Genomic DNA, 16,233 nt, shown 5'->3' with positions numbered 1-16,233 from the left:
AGATGATGAAATTCTGCGGTTTGGAAAATGAAAACAATGAAATTATTGTCTATGTTTCTAAACGCAGAGTGGTTGCCTGTAAACCAAATCAAATACGGGAAGCTTTAGTCAAAGGGTATGTAGAAATGGGCCAGATTAATTTGGCTATTGCTAGGGAATTTCTACATGCCGAGTATGAAGCAGAACATACAGTGGAGCGTCTCGTAAGCGGGGGATGAAATTATTGATAGTAAAACGTGGGGACGTTTTCTTTGCAGACTTGTCACCTGTTGTCGGTTCTGAACAGGGTGGAACAAGACCTGTACTGATTATCCAAAATGATATTGGTAATCGATTTAGTCCTACTGTCATTATTGCAGCTATTACTGCGCAAATTCAAAAAGCAAAATTACCAACCCATGTCGAAATCGATGCAAAAAAATACGGTTTCGAAAGGGATTCGGTAATTTTGCTTGAGCAATTGCGCACCATCGATAAGTCCAGATTGACGGATCGAATCACGCATCTGGACGATGAACTGATGGAAAAAGTGGATATCGCTTTAGAAATCAGTTTAGGGTTGATCAAGTTTTGATACATATTTGCTGTTGCTGATAAAGCGGAAGCTTTATCAGCCTTTTTTTTTTGAAAAAAAGAGGAAAATGGTCCGCCGGTTAGAAATTATATTCGTTAGTATTTTATAAGCAATTTTTTGGAAAATACTAGACGCATCCAATTTTCTATATATTTATGTAATTGATGGAAAGTTATTCAATAAGTTATATTAAATACACGGGCATATTTTCTATTATTCTTTTAGCTGCCATAAACAGATTGTAGAATGGCGACCTGATGGTTAGGGAAAAACAATGGGGGTGTTAAACATGAGAAATCACCCGACAGTAAAAATTGTTACAGAACTGGATATTGTGGCTGCACGTCGACTAAGCCGGAATATGGCAAAAGAAATCGGATTTGGAGTAGTGGATCAGGCCAGAATTGCTACAGCGACGAGTGAGTTAGCAAAAAATATATATTTATATGCCACCACGGGAGAAATTGTAGTAGAAAAAATAGAAAAAAACGGGCAAAAAGGGATTGCCATTACTGCAATAGATAATGGCCCCGGCATTGCAAATCCCCATAAAATCTTGGAAGACGGTTATACGAAATCCACCAGCCAAGGAGCGGGTCTTCCAGGCGTAAAGCGATTAATGGATTCCATACAAATCAATTCAGAATTGGGAAAAGGAACTGTGGTAAGAATCGAAAAATGGTTGAAATAGGGGGAGTGTATTCTGCTTGAAGGAGTTAAAAGTTCAATATGAAAAAGTGTTATCGGATTATTTATTAAATCAGAACGAAAGCAATTTATATATAGGTCAGAATCTTGTCCGGCAATTAATGAAAAATAATATTTCACCCGAAGATTTGGTCAGCATCCATAAACAGTCGATGGAGAATATTGTTCCAAATCTGCCTGAAGAAGTGTTGAATTCTTTTGATTTTTTAATCGAAGTGATGGTTCACTTTGGATTAAAGTTAAAAGAACATCAAAGTTTATTATTAAAGCAGGAAGAAATACGCATTGAAATGGAAATAGCAGCAAAAATCCAAAACTTGTTGCTCGAAACAAAAATCCCTAAACCAAACGGACTTGATATCGGAATGGTTTCTGTACCTGTCCGGAAAATGAATGGCGATTATGTTCATTTTATGCATGATGATGAGAAGTATTTTAGTGTCGCCATAACAGATGTTGTTGGGAAAGGCGTGCCCGCGGCGCTATGCATGTCGATGGTGAAATACGGGCTTGATACGTTGGAATATGCAAACAGCAATCCTTCCTATGTTCTTGAAGTGTTGAACCGGATCATCGAAAAAAGTGTAGACGATAGCATGTTTGTATCCATGTTTTATGGACGTTATGATTTGGAAAATGATATCTTTACATTCGGTTCTGCAGGACATGAACCGGCACTCTATTATAATTCGAAAGAGCAAACATTCACCGATTTGGATTCAAAAGGACTGTTATTAGGTGTATTGCCGGAAATCAAATATTCGCAGACGGACATCCATCTTTCGGAAAACGATTTTATCATCATGGTTACGGATGGAGTAACGGAATTTAGAAATATGAAAAATTTTGATTCCCGCACTTATATTAAAGAACTGGCAAAATCGCTGAGACATTTAAGTGCGCAAGAAATGTGCGACAAAATATTTGAAAATTTGAACAAATTGAATAATTTCCGATTGACGGACGACTTTACAATAGTCATTATTAAAAAATATTAAAAAGTAATATGTTATTAGGTTTAACCCTTAAAATTTTAGGGAAAGGTAATATAGTCAATTTGGAGGTGTGCTAGATGAACGTCAATGTACAATTTCGCGCAGAAGAAAATTGTATATATGGAATAATCGAAGGGGAAATTGATACATTTACGGCTCCCGTATTAAGGGAAGAGCTTGATGTAATTAATTTAAAAGAAGGCATGAACATTGAATTGGATTTATCGAAAGTGACGTATATGGACAGTACGGGACTGGGAGTATTTGTTGCGTTTTACAAAAAAGTGATCAAAGAAAATGCGAAGTTAAAATTGGTGCGTTTATCTAAACGATTGGCGAGACTGTTTGAAATTACCGGACTGAGTGAATTAATGGATATTGAAACTGATAAAAAGGTGGAACCTGCAAATGAGTGCATTTGACTATGTAGAGATTCGTATTCCTGCTAAACCGCAATATGTTAGTGTCATACGTCTAACAATTTCCGGATTGGCTACTCGCATAGGTTTTTTATATGACGAAATAGAAGATATGAAAATTGCAGTAAGTGAAGCCGTCACGAACGTAGTACAGCATGCTTATGAAGGTATCGATGAAGGGGAAATTGTCATCGGATGCGCTTTATATAAAGAAAAAATGGAAATTATGGTATCTGATTATGGAAATGGATTTAATTTTGAAGAGATTAAATCAAAGATTGGTCCATATCGGGAAGATGAAAATATTTCAAGTTTACGGGAAGGCGGACTTGGATTTTACCTAATGGAAACTTTAATGGACGAGGTGAGAGTGAACAATGAAGGTGGAGTCACTGTTTTCATGACGAAATATGTCGCAAAAGAGCAGGTGAATGAAAATGTCCACAAGATCCCAATCACTTAGATCAGAAGATGAAGTTGTTGCCCGCATTATTGAATATCAAAAAACAGAAGATGAAGAACTGTTGACAAAGATAGTCCTTCATTATGAAAATTTGGTGGAATCCATTGCAAAAAAGTACTCCTATGGAAAATCCCTCTATGATGACGTTTTTCAAGTAGGGATGCTAGGTTTGCTCGGGGCTATCAAACGGTATGATCCTTCTATCGGAAAAAAGTTCGAAGCATTTGCGATTCCGACGATTGTCGGTGAAATCAAACGTTTTTTGAGGGATAAAACCTGGGATGTGCATGTTCCACGGCGCATAAAAGAATTAGGGCCTAAGATAAAGTCCGCAGTAGAATATTTAACGGTGAAATTGCAACATTCTCCATCCATACCTGAAATCGCCGAGTACTTGGGCGTTGAAGTGGAAGAAGTGTTGGAAGCGATGGAAATCGGAAAAAATTATCAGGCTTTGTCGATTGATCATTCCATTGAATCGGATCCGGATGGAAGCACTGTGACATTATTGGACATGATTGGACAAGAGGACGATCGATACGAGCTTACGAACAAAAGAATCGTCTTTTCTGAAGCAATCAATGTTTTATCCGAACGTGAAAAGCAAATCATTCAACTCACCTTTTTAGAACAGCTAAGCCAAAAAGAAGCCGGGGAAATGTTGGGAATTTCTCAAATGCATGTTTCACGCATTCAGAGAAAAGCGATTGAAAAGTTGAAAAGTGCTATTGCGGCAAATAGCAGTGTCTCGATTTGATAGACTTATAATATTGTGGACACAAGCCTGCTCGGTCTGATTGGGAGTAGGCTATTATTTTTTTGCCCTAATTTTTTTAGGGAAACATTCTTTAGTTAGTACATAAAAGTTGATAATGTTAAAATAACTTATTGAAATCCTCGATATGGCTCTCATTAAGAAAGGCAGTGGAAAAATGGAAGAAAAGCAATTGTTTCAACTGATTGCCAAGGATGAAAAGATAAAACCATCCCAAGTAGAAGCGGTCATAAAGTTATTGGAAGACGGAAACACGGTTCCGTTCATTGCTCGTTATCGAAAAGAAGCAACGGGTTCCCTTGATGAAGTTCAGATAAAATCGATCGAAGAACGTTATAAATACCTACAGCAGCTGGAACAAAGAAAGGAAGAAGTCATCCGCCTTATTGACGAACAAGGGAAATTGACGGAAGAATTGGCGGCTGAAATCCGGGCGGCGACGATTCTGCAACGGGTGGAAGACTTATATCGTCCATATAAGCAAAAACGGCGTACCAAAGCGACAATCGCGAAGGAGAAAGGGTTGGAACCGCTGGCGGATGAATTGATGAAATTTGGGATGGAACCGATAGAGAATTTGGCAAGACCGTTCATTCATGAAGAAAGAGAAGTATTCACAGTGGAAGATGCGGTAAATGGCGCCAAAGACATTTTGGCGGAACGGTTTTCCGACGACGCCAAAGTCCGTGATTTACTACGGAAGCTTTCATGGAGAGAAGGGGTCATTACTGCATCCGTAAAAGATGGGGATAAAGACGAAAAGAAAGTGTTTGAAATGTATTACGAATATGAAGAGCCTGTAAGAACGATCGTTCCACACAGGACGCTTGCCATCAATCGCGGCGAAAAGGAAGAAATTTTAAAAGTCTCCATTCAGGTTCCGTTGGACAAAGCGCTGCAAATCATGGAAAAAGAATGGCTTCCGGCTAAATCAAACTCCCCTTCCATTGTTCCGGTAAAAGAGGCGATCGAAGACAGTTATAAAAGACTAATTCAACCTTCCATCGAAAGAGAGATACGGAACGAACTGACGGAAAAAGCGGAAGAAAGGGCAATCCACATTTTTTCCGAAAACTTGAGGAGCCTGCTTTTGCAGCCACCCATGCGAGGCGTGATGGTTCTTGGCATCGATCCTGCATATCGGACAGGCTGCAAGTTGGCGGTTGTGGACGAAACAGGAAAATTGTTGGAGGTATCTGCAATTTATCCGCATCCTCCAATATCAAAGGTGGAAGAATCAAAGACGATAGTAAAAGACCTTTTGAACCGGTATCCCATTGACATTATTGCGATCGGAAATGGCACGGCTTCAAGAGAAACCGAACAATTCATTGCCGAGCTGTTGAAAGAAGTAGAAAGAGACGTTTCATATGTCATCGTAAATGAAGCCGGGGCTTCCGTCTACTCTGCTTCGGAAATTGCGCGGGAAGAGTTTCCGGATTTGCAGGTGGAACAGCGAAGCGCAGTGTCGATTGCAAGACGCCTTCAAGATCCTTTGTCAGAACTTGTGAAGATTAATCCGAAAGCAGTTGGCGTTGGCCAATATCAACATGATGTATCACAAAAGAAATTGGAAGAATCGTTGACTTTTATTGTTGAAACCGCCGTAAACCAAGTGGGTGTCGACGTGAATACCGCTTCTAGTTCCCTGTTGCAATATGTTTCCGGCCTTTCCAAAACAGTGGCGGAGAATATCGTGAAAATGAGAAACGAAATCGGCAAGTTTACAAACCGTATCCAGTTGAAGAAAGTGCCGAGACTTGGCGCCAAAACCTATGAACAGGCAATCGGCTTTTTGCGTATACCGGATGCGGAAAATCCGTTCGATGCAACAGGTATTCATCCGGAAAGTTATGAAATAGCGGAGAAGATATTGGAATCATGCGGCTTATCAAAAAATGAAATCGGCACGGAAAAATGTGAGAAGGCTTTGAGTGAAGTGAATTTAACCCGGTTAAGCGGACAATTGGGAGTCGGGGAAATTACCGTCAAGGATATTGTTGATACTTTAATGAAGCCGATGCGGGATCCCCGGGACGAGTATCCTCAGCCGATATTGAAAAAAGATGTTTTAAAAATGGAGGATTTGAAAGCGGGGATGGAATTACAGGGAACCGTAAGAAATGTTGTTGACTTTGGCGCTTTTGTCGATATCGGCGTAAAACAGGACGGTCTGGTCCATATATCAAAGTTGAAAAAAGGAAGAGTTAAACATCCTCTTGATGTTGTTTCTTTGGGGGATATTGTGACAGTTTGGGTAGAGAAAGTAGAAATCGAAAAAGGACGAATAGCTTTGACAATGATTCCTCCGGAGAATAATCAGGGCGGTAATTAAGTTGGTCGTGTTCGTCTTGGAGAACATCCATATTTTTTCGGGTTCTTGTTCAATTTTAATGGGAGGTGTCCGGACAAGCAGACACCTCTCGTATTTAAAATCGATTCCATTAATGTATGGTGGGGAAAATGACGGATCAAAAACTGCAGCAGCTGGTGGAACAATTATCACTGGAATACTTTGGGCGACGCTTTTTGCATAAAGCCTATTTTAATCCCCGATTGAGAACGACGGGTGGCCGGTACTTGCTGCACAGCCACAATATCGAAATCAATCAGAAATCCTATGAACTCTTTGGCATGGAAGAATTGAAGGGCATTATACTTCATGAGCTTTGCCATTACCATCTTCATCTTCAGGGGAAGGGATACAAACACCGGGACAAAGATTTTCGGAATTTATTGGAGAAGGTCGGCGCCCCGAGATATTGTTCCAGAATTGAAGAAAATTATAGAAGAAATAAAACGGAATATTTGTACGAATGTATATCATGCAAACAGCGGTACATAAGAAAACGAAGAATGGATGTAACTAAATACCGCTGCGGCAAATGTTACGGCAAATTAAAAAAAGTGTATGAATTCAAGAAAAAATAGCTTTACTTTTTTTGTGCTTAGTGGTATATTAATTAGCGTCGTTATAATTGGTATGTTATAATGATGCTTGAATGATATTTCAGTTACAAAAAAATTATCCACCATACAAAAAAATATTGACTTTTATAAAAATCATAATTATAATTATAAAAGTCGGCAGGTAAAAAATAATGATTGTTCCGAAGTAGCTCAGTGGTAGAGCAATCGGCTGTTAACCGATCGGTCGTAGGTTCGAATCCTACCTTCGGAGCCATGGCCCCTTGGTCAAGTGGTTAAGACACCGCCCTTTCACGGCGGTAACACGGGTTCGAATCCCGTAGGGGTCATTTTTCCTTTTGTTTTTCGGTCTCGTGGTGTAGTGGTTAACATGCCTGCCTGTCACGCAGGAGATCGCCGGTTCGATCCCGGTCGGGACCGCCACTACCATTGTTGGGGTATAGCCAAGCGGTAAGGCAACGGATTTTGATTCCGTCATGCCCAGGTTCGAATCCTGGTACCCCAGCCAATTTTATATAATGAGCCATTAGCTCAGTGGTAGAGCATCTGACTTTTAATCAGAGGGTCGAAGGTTCGAGTCCTTCATGGCTCATTTTCTTTTCCTATTAAAAGTATTGACATTATTAAAAAGATATGTATAATTAATAAAGCCACCGATAGATGCGGTCGTGGCGGAATGGCAGACGCGCTAGGTTGAGGGCCTAGTGGGGGCAACCCCGTGGAGGTTCAAGTCCTCTCGGCCGCACCAAAAACAAATGCGCGTTAATATTAAATATGTATAATACTATGCGGGTGTAGTTTAATGGTAAAACCTCAGCCTTCCAAGCTGATGTCGTGGGTTCGATTCCCATCACCCGCTCCATTTTTGTCTTATGAACCTTGAAAACTGAACACCAAAACGTTGATGCCAGAAATAATTCCGGTTTGCCGCCCCGTCGGCGGACCGAATTCGGACAAACGATTTGAGCGAAATCAAATTCTTTTTGGAGAGTTTGATCCTGGCTCAGGACGAACGCTGGCGGCGTGCCTAATACATGCAAGTCGAGCGGACCTCATAGGAAGCTTGCTTTTTATGAGGTTAGCGGCGGACGGGTGAGTAACACGTGGGTAACCTGCCCTATAGACCGGGATAACTCGCGGAAACGCGTGCTAATACCGGATAACACAGCGGAGCGCATGCTCCGGTGTTGAAAGGTGGTTCTGCTACCGCTATAGGATGGGCCCGCGGCGCATTAGCTGGTTGGTGGGGTAACGGCCTACCAAGGCGACGATGCGTAGCCGACCTGAGAGGGTGATCGGCCACACTGGGACTGAGACACGGCCCAGACTCCTACGGGAGGCAGCAGTAGGGAATCTTCCACAATGGGCGAAAGCCTGATGGAGCAACGCCGCGTGAGCGAAGAAGGTCTTCGGATCGTAAAGCTCTGTTGTAAGGGAAGAACAAGTGCGGTAGTAACTGACCGCACCCTGACGGTACCTTACGAGAAAGCCACGGCTAACTACGTGCCAGCAGCCGCGGTAATACGTAGGTGGCGAGCGTTGTCCGGAATTATTGGGCGTAAAGCGCGCGCAGGCGGTCTCTTAAGTCTGATGTGAAAGCCCCCGGCTCAACCGGGGAGGGTCATTGGAAACTGGGAGACTTGAGTGCAGGAGAGGGAAGCGGAATTCCATGTGTAGCGGTGAAATGCGTAGAGATATGGAGGAACACCAGTGGCGAAGGCGGCTTCCTGGCCTGTAACTGACGCTGAGGCGCGAAAGCGTGGGGAGCAAACAGGATTAGATACCCTGGTAGTCCACGCCGTAAACGATGAGTGCTAGGTGTTAGGGGGCTTGCCCCTTAGTGCTGCAGCTAACGCATTAAGCACTCCGCCTGGGGAGTACGGTCGCAAGACTGAAACTCAAAGGAATTGACGGGGGCCCGCACAAGCGGTGGAGCATGTGGTTTAATTCGAAGCAACGCGAAGAACCTTACCAGGTCTTGACATCCCGCTGACCGCCATGGAGACATGGCCTTCCCTTCGGGGACAGCGGTGACAGGTGGTGCATGGTTGTCGTCAGCTCGTGTCGTGAGATGTTGGGTTAAGTCCCGCAACGAGCGCAACCCTTGTCCTTAGTTGCCATCATTCAGTTGGGCACTCTAAGGAGACTGCCGTACAAATACGGAGGAAGGTGGGGATGACGTCAAATCATCATGCCCCTTATGACCTGGGCTACACACGTGCTACAATGGGCGGTACAAAGGGCTGCGAACCCGCGAGGGGGAGCGAATCCCAAAAAGCCGCTCTCAGTTCGGATTGCAGGCTGCAACTCGCCTGCATGAAGCCGGAATCGCTAGTAATCGCGGATCAGCATGCCGCGGTGAATACGTTCCCGGGCCTTGTACACACCGCCCGTCACACCACGAGAGTCTGTAACACCCGAAGTCGGTGAGGTAACCCTTCCGGGAGCCAGCCGCCGAAGGTGGGACAGATGATTGGGGTGAAGTCGTAACAAGGTAGCCGTATCGGAAGGTGCGGCTGGATCACCTCCTTTCTAAGGATGATAACTGATGAAGGCATTGACGTTTTGGGTTCAGTTTTGAAGGTTCATACACCTTCAAACTTGTTCCTTGAAAACTGGATAAACGGCATTGAAAGTGAAGCTCTTGCGAGCAATCGCAAGCCGACGGTTAAGTTGGTAAGGGCGCACGGTGGATGCCTTGGCACTAGGAGCCGATGAAGGACGGGACTAACACCGATATGCTTCGGGGAGCTGTAAGTAAGCTGTGATCCGGAGATTTCCGAATGGGGCAACCCACTGTTCGTAATGGAACAGTATCTTAACGCGAATTCATAGCGTTAAGAGGGCACACCCAGGGAACTGAAACATCTCAGTACCTGGAGGAGAAGAAAGAAACCTCGATTCCCTTAGTAGCGGCGAGCGAAACGGGAAGAGCCCAAACCAAGAGGCTTGCCTCTTGGGGTTGTAGGACACTCTATACGGAGTTACAAAAGGATGGGTTAGACGAACCGTTCTGGAAAGGACGGCCGTAGAAGGTAACAGCCCTGTAGTCGAAAATCCATCCTCTCCAGAGTGGATCCTGAGTACGGCGGAACACGTGGAATTCCGTCGGAATCCGGGAGGACCATCTCCCAAGGCTAAATACTCCCTAGTGACCGATAGCGAACCAGTACCGTGAGGGAAAGGTGAAAAGAACCCCGGGAGGGGAGTGAAAGAGAACCTGAAACCGTGTGCCTACAAGTAGTCAGAGCCCGTTAACGGGTGATGGCGTGCCTTTTGTAGAATGAACCGGCGAGTTACGATCACGTGCAAGGTTAAGCCGAAGAGGCGGAGCCGCAGCGAAAGCGAGTCTGAACAGGGCGACGGAGTACGTGGTCGTAGACCCGAAACCAGGTGATCTACCCATGTCCAGGGTGAAGGTGAGGTAGCACTCACTGGAGGCCCGAACCCACGTACGTTGAAAAGTGCGGGGATGAGGTGTGGGTAGCGGAGAAATTCCAATCGAACTTGGAGATAGCTGGTTCTCTCCGAAATAGCTTTAGGGCTAGCCTCGTGTAAAGAATACTGGAGGTAGAGCACTGTTTGGACTAGGGGCCCACCTCGGGTTACCGAATTCAGACAAACTCCGAATGCCAGCTATTTATACACGGGAGTCAGACTACGAGTGATAAGATCCGTGGTCGAGAGGGAAACAGCCCAGACCACCAGCTAAGGTCCCAAAGTAGCCGTTAAGTGGAAAAGGATGTGGCGTTGCTTAGACAACCAGGATGTTGGCTTAGAAGCAGCCATCATTTAAAGAGTGCGTAATAGCTCACTGGTCGAGTGACGCTGCGCCGAAAATGTATCGGGGCTAAACGGTTCACCGAAGCTGTGGATCCGTGCTTCGCACGGGTGGTAGGAGAGCGTTCTAAGCGCGCAGAAGTCAGACCGGAAGGACTGGTGGAGCGCTTAGAAGTGAGAATGCCGGTATGAGTAGCGAAAGATGGGTGAGAATCCCATCCGCCGAATGACTAAGGTTTCCTGAGGAAGGCTCGTCCGCTCAGGGTTAGTCGGGACCTAAGTCGAGGCCGAAAGGCGTAGACGATGGGCAACAGGTTGATATTCCTGTACCACCTCCCCGCCGTTTGAGCGATGGGGGGACGCAGGAGGATAGGGAAAGCACGCCGTTGGTCGAGCGTGTCCAAGCAGCAAGGCGGGGAAGTAGGCAAATCCGCTTCCCGCAACGCTGAGCTGTGATGGGGAGCGCATTGCGCGCGAAGTTCCCGATTTCACACTGCCAAGAAAAGCCTCTAGCGAGGCGGGAGGTGCCCGTACCGCAAACCGACACAGGTAGTCGAGGAGAGAATCCTAAGGCGAGCGAGAGAACTCTCGTTAAGGAACTCGGCAAAATGACCCCGTAACTTCGGGAGAAGGGGTGCTCATTGGGGTGCAAGCCCCGATGAGCCGCAGAGAATAGGCCCAGGCGACTGTTTATCAAAAACACAGGTCTCTGCTAAACCGCAAGGTGATGTATAGGGGCTGACGCCTGCCCGGTGCTGGAAGGTTAAGAGGAGGAGTTAGCGCAAGCGAAGCTCCGAATTGAAGCCCCAGTAAACGGCGGCCGTAACTATAACGGTCCTAAGGTAGCGAAATTCCTTGTCGGGTAAGTTCCGACCCGCACGAAAGGCGTAACGATCTGGGCGCTGTCTCAACGAGAGACTCGGTGAAATTATAGTACCTGTGAAGATGCAGGTTACCCGCGACAGGACGGAAAGACCCCGTGGAGCTTTACTGTAGCCTGATATTGAATTCCGGTACAGCTTGTACAGGATAGGTAGGAGCCGTAGAAGGGGGAGCGCCAGCTTCCCTGGAGGCGCCCTTGGGATACTACCCTGGCTGTACTGGGATTCTAACCCGCAAGCCTGATCGGCTTGGGAGACAGTGTCAGGTGGACAGTTTGACTGGGGCGGTCGCCTCCCAAAGAGTAACGGAGGCGCCCAAAGGTTCCCTCAGAATGGTTGGAAATCATTCGCAGAGTGTAAAGGCATAAGGGAGCTTGACTGCGAGACCTACAAGTCGAGCAGGGTCGAAAGACGGGCTTAGTGATCCGGTGGTTCCGCATGGAAGGGCCATCGCTCAACGGATAAAAGCTACCCCGGGGATAACAGGCTTATCTCCCCCAAGAGTCCACATCGACGGGGAGGTTTGGCACCTCGATGTCGGCTCATCGCATCCTGGGGCTGTAGTCGGTCCCAAGGGTTGGGCTGTTCGCCCATTAAAGCGGTACGCGAGCTGGGTTCAGAACGTCGTGAGACAGTTCGGTCCCTATCCGTCGTGGGCGCAGGAAATTTGAGAGGAGCTGTCCTTAGTACGAGAGGACCGGGATGGACACACCGCTGGTGTACCAGTTGTCTTGCCAAAGGCACAGCTGGGTAGCTATGTGTGGACGGGATAAGTGCTGAAAGCATCTAAGCATGAAGCCCCCCTCAAGATGAGATTTCCCATTGCGTAAGCAAGTAAGATCCCTCAAAGACGATGAGGTAGATAGGTCCGGGGTGGAAGCACGGTGACGTGTGGAGCTGACGGATACTAATCGATCGAGGACTTAACCAAGAAAACACTTTCGATGCCGTTATCCAGTTTTGAGGGAACAACCCTCATATTGTGAAGTGACGATGGCGAAGAGGTCACACCCGTTCCCATACCGAACACGGAAGTTAAGCTCTTCAGCGCCGATGGTAGTTGGGGGCTTCCCCCTGCGAGAGTAGGACGTCGCTTCGCAAGAAGGCACCACTGAAAAAGTGGTGCTTTTTTATTTTCAAAAAAGCCCCAAACTGCCAAAGACCGAAGGTCAGGTCGGCGCGGCTAAGGAAACGGACAATAAAAAGAAAAGGAAATGCCGATCAGCAGCAGGCGAGAAGCCCGGGGACCAAGAAGAACAAGGAAGCGAGGCGGACCGGAACGGAGCGTACTTTGTACGTGAGTCCGGACCGCCGATGCTGACGCAGAGATTCGAAGGTCAACGGGCTTCGGAGCCAGCGCCGATGGGAGTGGGTGGCATCTCCTGCGAGAGATAGACGCGCGCTTCGCAAAGGCACCACTGAAAAGTGGTGCTGTTTTATTTTAAAAAATAAACCCTAAATGATAAAAATTGAAAGTTTGTTCGAAAGAATAAGGAAGCTGCAATATAAAGAAAAGGTGATTCAAATCAGAAGGAAGCGAAAAGCCGGGAACGAAGTAGATTGTTGTAAAAAAGCCATTACTGTTTTGGCAGTAATGGCTTTTTACATTGAGAAGCAAGGATTTTTGCTCAAATGGTTTGAATCCAAGAGGAAGTCCCTACCATGCCATGGCACAAAAAAAGAAACAGAATAAATATAATATAAATCCCCTTTTTGAGGTGAAAAAATGAAGCGTTTAAAAAGAAACACCGTGGTACTCGTTTTTATTTTATTGGTAAGCCTTCTCCACTTTCTCCTCCACTATCTTTATAGATAAAAATTGCCGGAGCATCTCTCTATATAACAAATTGAAACAATTTATTTTTAGATAAGAAAGCAATGCGTTACTATATAGAGAGATGTTTTTATTTTGCTTTTCATTGAAGATGATAGGCTCTTTTCGATAAACTATTGTTGATGTTAGGTGAGAGGATACGTGATGGGAATGTATGAAAAGGAAGTCCATTCATTAGAAGAAACGAACCAATTGGCCATTCGTTTGGCGAATTTGCTTGAGCCTGGGGATAATATTACTTTTGAAGGAGATTTAGGTGCCGGAAAAACAACATTCATCAAGGCTTTGGCCAAAGGACTCGGCATTTCCAGGACGGTCAATAGCCCTACTTTTACGATTATGAAACAATATGAAGGCAGATTGCCTTTAAACCATCTTGATGTCTATCGATTGGAAAACAGTGACGAAGATTTAGGATGGGAAGAAATATTTTACGGTGATGCCGTTACGGTTGTCGAATGGGCGCATTTAATTGAAGATCACTTGCCTGATGAAAGATTAGAAATTGAAATTCAAAGAATGGGAGAAAATAAAAGGAAATTCATCTTTAAACCGGTCGGTAAACGATACGAACGGCTATGTGAGGAGTTATTTCAATGATTTGGTTAGGAATCGAAACTTCAAATAAACCACTTTCCGTCTCAATTGTCAGGGATGGACAAGTGTTGGCAGAAATTGTGCAAAACACAAACATGACACATTCCGTTACCTGCATGCCGGCAATTGAAGAAGTTTTTCGTAAATCCAATTTAACCCCCGTTGACATTGATGCAATCGCGGTTTCGGAAGGACCAGGTTCCTACACCGGATTGCGAATTGGCGTGACAATCGCAAAAACTTTGGCATGGACATTAAGAAAGCCTTTAGCCGGTGTATCCAGTTTAAAAGTGCTCGCAAGCAATGCGGAATTATACAAAGGAATCATTTGTGCATTATTCGATGCAAGAAGAAAAAATGTTTATGCAGCAGCGTACCGAGGAATGAATTTAGAAACAGTTATTCCGGAACATCACGGTTCTTTGGAAGAATTGCTGCAGCAGTTAAAAGAATATAACGATCAGATTCTGTTTGTGGGCATGGATGTTCAAAAATTTAAGGAAGATATTCAGACAGTTTTAGGCGAACAAGCCAAATTTGCGCCTTCTTCTCTCAATTTGCCAAGAGCTTCTAAACTAATTGAGTTGGCTGAAAAAGAACCTCTGCCATCGTTGGAAACGATCCATTCCTTTGTTCCAAAATATTACCGTTTGGCTGAAGCGGAAGCAAAATGGCTAGAGCAACATCAAAAGGAGCAATCATGATGGTACGATATAGGAAAATGACCGCACAAGATGTGGAGGCAGTACATGCTATCGAAGTCGAATCCTTTCCCACTCCTTGGTCCTTGGATTCGTTCCATTATGAAATGCGTGTGAATCCTTATGCATATTACATCGTAGCAGAAGACGATGATGGAAATATTGTTGGCTATTGTGGTATGTGGATTGTCATTGATTCCGCCCAAATCACGAATGTGGCCGTAACAGAGAAAGCCAGAGGCCAAGGAATCGGGGAAGGGCTGATGAGGGAAGCGATGCGGGCGGCGAAGGAACATAATGCGGATATGATGAGTTTGGAAGTACGGGTATCCAATGAGGTTGCACAAAATTTATACCGAAAACTCGGATTCCAGGAAGGCGGAATCCGGAAGGGGTATTATGCAGATAATCATGAAGATGCTTTAGTAATGTGGGTGAAACTATAATGGAAAACTTAATTTTAGCGATAGAAACGAGTTGTGATGAAACTGCAGCAAGTGTCGTAAGAAATGGAAATGAAATTCTTTCCAACGTCGTCGCTTCACAAATTGAAAGTCAAAAAAGATTTGGAGGGGTCGTACCGGAGATTGCGTCCCGCCATCATGTCGAGCAAATTACCATTGTTATAGAAGAGGCGTTGGCAAAGGCAAACATCGTTCCATCAGATTTGGATGCAGTTGCAGTAACGGAAGGGCCGGGGCTTGTCGGAGCATTATTGATTGGCATTAATGCTGCAAAGGCATTCGCTTTTGCCCATGGGTTGCCCATTATCGGAGTACATCATATTGCCGGCCATATTTATGCAACGGCTCTCGTGGAAGAGATGCAATTTCCGCTTCTTGCGCTTGTTGTCTCCGGAGGACATACGGAATTGGTGTATATGAAGGAACACGGTTCTTTCGAAGTGATCGGGGAAACCCGCGATGATGCAGCGGGTGAAGCATACGATAAAGTGGCCCGCGTCCTGAATTTGCCTTATCCGGGCGGTCCGCATATTGACCGGATGGCTCATGAAGCTAAAAGGGGAGTAGAATTTCCGAGGGCGTGGCTGGAGGATTCGTATGACTTTAGTTTTAGCGGGCTAAAATCCGCTGTCATTAACTATAAACATAATTTGGAGCAGAGAGGGGAAAAAATTGTCCCTGAAGAAATTGCCAAAGGCTTTCAGGACAGTGTAGTGGAAGTATTAACAACGAAAACCGTAAGAGCTGCAAAGGATTTTGGTGTAAAACAAGTGATCGTGGCCGGAGGTGTTTCTGCAAATCGGGGATTGCGGGAAAGTCTCCGGAAAGCCCTTGAGCAAGAAGGAATTCCTTTTACGGCTCCTCCATTGAATTTATGCACCGATAATGCGGCGATGATTGCAGCCTGTGCGGCTTACATGTATGAAGCGGGTGTCAGAAGCGATTTATCGATGAACGGTTTGCCTGGAAAGGAATTAAAGAGCTGGATTGGCGAAAACGACAATCTTCGTCAATCATAATATAAAAGGTTTTCGGATATGACATATTTTGTCATATCTTTTTTTATTGAAGTTATACACAGAATTAAAATATTTTTTATTTTTCTGAAAAGTTA

The 16,233-nt window shown here is 45.0% G+C and carries 13 protein-coding genes, 7 tRNA genes and 3 rRNA genes; all 23 read left to right on the top strand.

Features of this window, described 5'->3' with window-relative positions; translation table 11 throughout:
• Nucleotides 1-2: 2 nt before the first annotated feature.
• The 23 genes from NST62_RS12310 to tsaD all read left to right on the top strand — a co-directional run bounded on the left by NST62_RS12310 (nt 3) and on the right by tsaD (nt 16,138).
• Entirely contained in the window at nt 3-218 is a 216-nt protein-coding gene (locus tag NST62_RS12310) for a hypothetical protein (RefSeq protein ID WP_246045866.1), read from the top strand.
• 5 nt (nt 219-223) lie between these two features.
• The gene (locus tag NST62_RS12305) at nt 224-574 is read left to right on the top strand and encodes a type II toxin-antitoxin system PemK/MazF family toxin (protein ID WP_096549791.1); all 351 of its coding nucleotides are present in this window, start codon (nt 224-226) and stop codon (nt 572-574) included.
• A 289-nt stretch (nt 575-863) separates the two neighbouring features.
• On the top strand, nt 864-1,265 hold the full coding sequence (locus NST62_RS12300) for an anti-sigma regulatory factor (RefSeq protein ID WP_141602673.1): 402 nt from the start codon (nt 864-866) through the stop codon (nt 1,263-1,265).
• Nucleotides 1,266-1,281: 16 nt separating this feature from the next.
• A complete protein-coding gene (locus tag NST62_RS12295; RefSeq protein ID WP_328215978.1) occupies nt 1,282-2,280 on the top strand; it encodes a PP2C family protein-serine/threonine phosphatase in 999 nt (332 codons plus the stop codon).
• Nucleotides 2,281-2,354: 74 nt separating this feature from the next.
• Nucleotides 2,355-2,699 carry an STAS domain-containing protein gene (locus tag NST62_RS12290; protein ID WP_141602675.1) on the top strand — a complete coding sequence of 115 codons (345 nt, stop codon included), beginning with the start codon at nt 2,355-2,357 and terminating at the stop codon, nt 2,697-2,699.
• Nucleotides 2,686-3,159, top strand: a complete 474-nt coding sequence (rsbW, locus tag NST62_RS12285; protein WP_141602676.1) for an anti-sigma B factor RsbW — start codon at nt 2,686-2,688, stop codon at nt 3,157-3,159. Before NST62_RS12290 ends, rsbW begins: the two co-directional genes overlap by 14 nt.
• Entirely contained in the window at nt 3,134-3,916 is a 783-nt protein-coding gene (gene sigB, locus NST62_RS12280; protein ID WP_141602677.1) for an RNA polymerase sigma factor SigB, read from the top strand. Before rsbW ends, sigB begins: the two co-directional genes overlap by 26 nt.
• A gap of 175 nt (nt 3,917-4,091) precedes the next feature.
• Complete coding sequence (locus NST62_RS12275; RefSeq protein WP_342462936.1) at nt 4,092-6,269, top strand: Tex family protein; 2,178 nt, start codon at nt 4,092-4,094, stop codon at nt 6,267-6,269.
• 128 nt (nt 6,270-6,397) lie between these two features.
• The gene (locus NST62_RS12270; protein WP_141602679.1) at nt 6,398-6,865 is read left to right on the top strand and encodes a SprT family protein; all 468 of its coding nucleotides are present in this window, start codon (nt 6,398-6,400) and stop codon (nt 6,863-6,865) included.
• A gap of 178 nt (nt 6,866-7,043) precedes the next feature.
• Nucleotides 7,044-7,118, top strand: a tRNA-Asn gene (locus tag NST62_RS12265).
• A gap of 1 nt (nt 7,119) precedes the next feature.
• Nucleotides 7,120-7,191 (top strand) — tRNA-Glu (locus NST62_RS12260).
• A gap of 18 nt (nt 7,192-7,209) precedes the next feature.
• A tRNA-Asp gene (locus NST62_RS12255) sits at nt 7,210-7,285 on the top strand.
• A 10-nt stretch (nt 7,286-7,295) separates the two neighbouring features.
• Nucleotides 7,296-7,370: transfer RNA gene (locus tag NST62_RS12250), tRNA-Gln, on the top strand.
• Nucleotides 7,371-7,382: 12 nt separating this feature from the next.
• Nucleotides 7,383-7,454, top strand: a tRNA-Lys gene (locus NST62_RS12245).
• Nucleotides 7,455-7,524: 70 nt separating this feature from the next.
• Nucleotides 7,525-7,610: transfer RNA gene (locus tag NST62_RS12240), tRNA-Leu, on the top strand.
• A 40-nt stretch (nt 7,611-7,650) separates the two neighbouring features.
• Nucleotides 7,651-7,724: transfer RNA gene (locus tag NST62_RS12235), tRNA-Gly, on the top strand.
• A gap of 118 nt (nt 7,725-7,842) precedes the next feature.
• A 16S ribosomal RNA gene (locus NST62_RS12230) occupies nt 7,843-9,394 on the top strand.
• Nucleotides 9,395-9,528: 134 nt separating this feature from the next.
• Nucleotides 9,529-12,454: ribosomal RNA gene (locus tag NST62_RS12225) — 23S ribosomal RNA — on the top strand.
• A gap of 52 nt (nt 12,455-12,506) precedes the next feature.
• Nucleotides 12,507-12,622: ribosomal RNA gene (gene rrf / locus NST62_RS12220) — 5S ribosomal RNA — on the top strand.
• Together the 16S, 23S and 5S rRNA genes with 7 tRNA genes alongside form the textbook arrangement of a ribosomal RNA operon.
• 885 nt (nt 12,623-13,507) lie before the next feature.
• A complete protein-coding gene (gene tsaE / locus NST62_RS12215; RefSeq protein ID WP_141603093.1) occupies nt 13,508-13,957 on the top strand; it encodes a tRNA (adenosine(37)-N6)-threonylcarbamoyltransferase complex ATPase subunit type 1 TsaE in 450 nt (149 codons plus the stop codon).
• Nucleotides 13,954-14,658, top strand: a complete 705-nt coding sequence (gene tsaB, locus NST62_RS12210) for a tRNA (adenosine(37)-N6)-threonylcarbamoyltransferase complex dimerization subunit type 1 TsaB (RefSeq protein ID WP_342462935.1) — start codon at nt 13,954-13,956, stop codon at nt 14,656-14,658. Before tsaE ends, tsaB begins: the two co-directional genes overlap by 4 nt.
• Entirely contained in the window at nt 14,658-15,101 is a 444-nt protein-coding gene (gene rimI, locus NST62_RS12205; RefSeq protein ID WP_141603059.1) for a ribosomal protein S18-alanine N-acetyltransferase, read from the top strand. Before tsaB ends, rimI begins: the two co-directional genes overlap by 1 nt.
• The gene (gene tsaD, locus NST62_RS12200; protein ID WP_141603060.1) at nt 15,101-16,138 is read left to right on the top strand and encodes a tRNA (adenosine(37)-N6)-threonylcarbamoyltransferase complex transferase subunit TsaD; all 1,038 of its coding nucleotides are present in this window, start codon (nt 15,101-15,103) and stop codon (nt 16,136-16,138) included. The genes rimI and tsaD overlap by 1 nt, the downstream gene beginning before the upstream one ends.
• Nucleotides 16,139-16,233: the final 95 nt, after the last annotated feature.

Source organism: Ureibacillus sp. FSL K6-8385 (assembly GCF_038593155.1).
In the GTDB taxonomy this organism is placed as follows: domain Bacteria; phylum Bacillota; class Bacilli; order Bacillales_A; family Planococcaceae; genus Ureibacillus; species Ureibacillus terrenus.
Note: the sequence above shows the minus strand (reverse complement) of the source record. Positions and strands in the feature narration are given on the sequence as shown.

What these genes read in the sequence shown, in the direction of transcription:
- NST62_RS12270 (WP_141602679.1), top strand. Translation starts at nt 6,398, where the DNA reads ATGACGGATCAAAAACTGCAGCAGCTGGTGGAACAATTATCACTGGAA.
- rsbW (WP_141602676.1), top strand. Translation starts at nt 2,686, where the DNA reads ATGAGTGCATTTGACTATGTAGAGATTCGTATTCCTGCTAAACCGCAA.
- tsaB (WP_342462935.1), top strand. Translation starts at nt 13,954, where the DNA reads ATGATTTGGTTAGGAATCGAAACTTCAAATAAACCACTTTCCGTCTCA.
- NST62_RS12300 (WP_141602673.1), top strand. Translation starts at nt 864, where the DNA reads ATGAGAAATCACCCGACAGTAAAAATTGTTACAGAACTGGATATTGTG.
- sigB (WP_141602677.1), top strand. Translation starts at nt 3,134, where the DNA reads ATGTCCACAAGATCCCAATCACTTAGATCAGAAGATGAAGTTGTTGCC.
- NST62_RS12310 (WP_246045866.1), top strand. Translation starts at nt 3, where the DNA reads ATGATGAAATTCTGCGGTTTGGAAAATGAAAACAATGAAATTATTGTC.
- NST62_RS12275 (WP_342462936.1), top strand. Translation starts at nt 4,092, where the DNA reads ATGGAAGAAAAGCAATTGTTTCAACTGATTGCCAAGGATGAAAAGATA.
- rimI (WP_141603059.1), top strand. Translation starts at nt 14,658, where the DNA reads ATGGTACGATATAGGAAAATGACCGCACAAGATGTGGAGGCAGTACAT.
- tsaD (WP_141603060.1), top strand. Translation starts at nt 15,101, where the DNA reads ATGGAAAACTTAATTTTAGCGATAGAAACGAGTTGTGATGAAACTGCA.
- NST62_RS12290 (WP_141602675.1), top strand. Translation starts at nt 2,355, where the DNA reads ATGAACGTCAATGTACAATTTCGCGCAGAAGAAAATTGTATATATGGA.
- tsaE (WP_141603093.1), top strand. Translation starts at nt 13,508, where the DNA reads ATGTATGAAAAGGAAGTCCATTCATTAGAAGAAACGAACCAATTGGCC.